This is a genomic window from Pseudomonas agronomica (assembly GCF_025917275.1).
In the GTDB taxonomy this organism is placed as follows: Bacteria; Pseudomonadota; Gammaproteobacteria; order Pseudomonadales; family Pseudomonadaceae; genus Aquipseudomonas; species Aquipseudomonas agronomica.
Genome location: NZ_JAOSHO010000717.1, coordinates 1 through 1,991, shown reverse-complemented (window position 1 = coordinate 1,991; position 1,991 = coordinate 1). Strand labels below are relative to the sequence as shown.

Genomic DNA, 1,991 nt, shown 5'->3' with positions numbered 1-1,991 from the left:
GGGGATAAATCCCCTCGCCACAAAAAGCAGCGTCCGCACGATCTTTGCCACCTTTGCCACGCCTCAGTACGTCACTTGATACCCACGGCTACTCAAGCAACTCCCCTGGGCCTGGCGATAGGTCTGCACCACTTCCGGCGCCGGTGGGTAGGTGTAGTTGCGCGGATCGAAACCACTCTGCTGCACTGCCCAGCGATAGCAGTCGTAGCCGTCCTGGTTGACCTGCTCGGGCGACTGGCCGTTGGCCGGGTAAGCCACCACGTCAAAACTGTTGCCCTGGGGCTGTGGCTGCGGGTTGGCGGCTGGTGCGTCGACCACGACGTAATCCTGGGTATTGGCTTCGTAGATGTAATACGCACCGGCGGCGAGGAAGAACAGCGAGCTGCCGATCCAGACCTCACGGGCATAGTCCGGCAGATAGCGGGTGCGAATCCCCCGTGGCGGCTCGACCACGACATAACGCGGGCCTTGCGGGCGATACCAGTAGCCACCGGAGTAGAAATAATCCTGGCCTCGATAAGGCACGCGGTAGTTGCGATCCGGGAAACGATCGATCACATACCCCGGGCGATATTGCGGCCCTGGGCCCCAGCCATTGCCATGCCCGTCCGGGCGGCCGGGCCAATGCTGCTCGGGACGCCCCTCATGGCCAGGACGAGGCCCGCCATTCGGATAGCCGTCGTTGCGGCGCGGAATATCGCGGTAGTACCCCGGTTGCGGTTCTCGGGTCTGGGTCACGCTGTCGGGCCGCCCCTGGATCGGTAAATGGTTGCCCGGTTGCTGCTGCGGCGGGCGACCTTGAACATTGGGGTCTTGGGGCGGACGCTCGTAGCGTTGTCCGCCCTGGTATTGCGGCTTGACCTCGAACTGTCGGCTGTTATCGCCCCGGATGATCTCGTTGCTTTGCTGCCTGGGCTGGCCTGAATACCCTTGTCCGTTGCCGCCTCGTCCGTTCTGTCCGTGGTCACCGTCCGGGCCGCCCCGGTTTTGCTGATCGTCAGCCATTCCCTGCGCATTGACACTTGCCCACAACAGACCAACACCTGCCAAACGCCAGATGCGCGACTTCATGAAATTCCTCACAACGGTTCGGGGCCTGAAGGTAAGACTGGAAAAGCCCAGGCCGGTTCTGCGACAGATTATCAGTCGCTGGGTTTATTTCGCAGGCATTAAAAAAGGGAGACCCGTCGGCCTCCCCTTGAGAACTTCGTCCGCGCGCGACGCTTATGACGTCGGCTCACCTCACGCCGTCTTCTGGACAGTGTGCAGCTCGGGGGTCTGCCAGTACCGGTGGGTACTGCGACCGCAGCCGGCCGGATTGGGCGGGCTGCACTGGACTGTTTGTCCGAGCAGTGATCTTGGTGTTAAGCATAGGCCGGGGGTGCCGGCAGGGGATTGCGAAGATTGCTTGAATAAACACCACTTGCGCAATTTTTACCCTTGGATGGATAATCTTCCGCAATTAACCGAATAAAGGCCCGCTCGATGAGCAAACTCGACCGTTACGACCTGAGCATTCTGGCGGAATTGCAGCGCGACGCGCGTATCTCCAACCAGGAACTGGCCGAGCGCATCGGCTTGTCGCCCTCCCCGTGCTCGCGGCGGGTCAAGCAACTTGAGGACGACGGCTACATCACCCGCCAGGTCGCCCTGCTCGACCGCAAGATGCTCGGCCTGAGCCTGACCGCCTACGTGCTGATCGGCATGGACCGCCACACCCCCGATCGCTTCGAGACCTTCGAAGCCGCGATCCGCAGCCTGCCTCAGGTGCTGGAGTGCAGCCTGGTGACCGGCATCGACGCGGACTACCAGCTCAAGGTGGTGGTGCCGGACATGGATCATTACCAGAAACTGTTGCTGGGGCACCTGACACGAATCGAAGGGGTCACCAGCGTGCGGTCGAGTTTCGTGTTGAACCAGGTGCTCAACAGCACTGAGTTGCCGCTGACCCACCTGCGCAGCTGAAGCCGCCATCGCGAGCAAGCTCGCTC

Annotated in this window: 2 protein-coding genes; one reads left to right on the top strand and one right to left on the bottom strand. The window is 61.8% G+C overall.

Annotated features, from left to right (window positions below; translation table 11 throughout):
- Window positions 1-63: 63 nt before the first annotated feature.
- The gene (locus tag OC610_RS26495; protein WP_264432159.1) at window positions 64-1,071 is read right to left on the bottom strand and encodes a DUF6515 family protein; all 1,008 of its coding nucleotides are present in this window, start codon (window positions 1,069-1,071) and stop codon (window positions 64-66) included.
- A gap of 414 nt (window positions 1,072-1,485) precedes the next feature.
- On the opposite strand from OC610_RS26495, the gene OC610_RS26490 reads away from it, so the two are divergent.
- Complete coding sequence (locus OC610_RS26490) at window positions 1,486-1,965, top strand: Lrp/AsnC family transcriptional regulator (RefSeq protein WP_030140349.1); 480 nt, start codon at window positions 1,486-1,488, stop codon at window positions 1,963-1,965.
- Window positions 1,966-1,991: the final 26 nt, after the last annotated feature.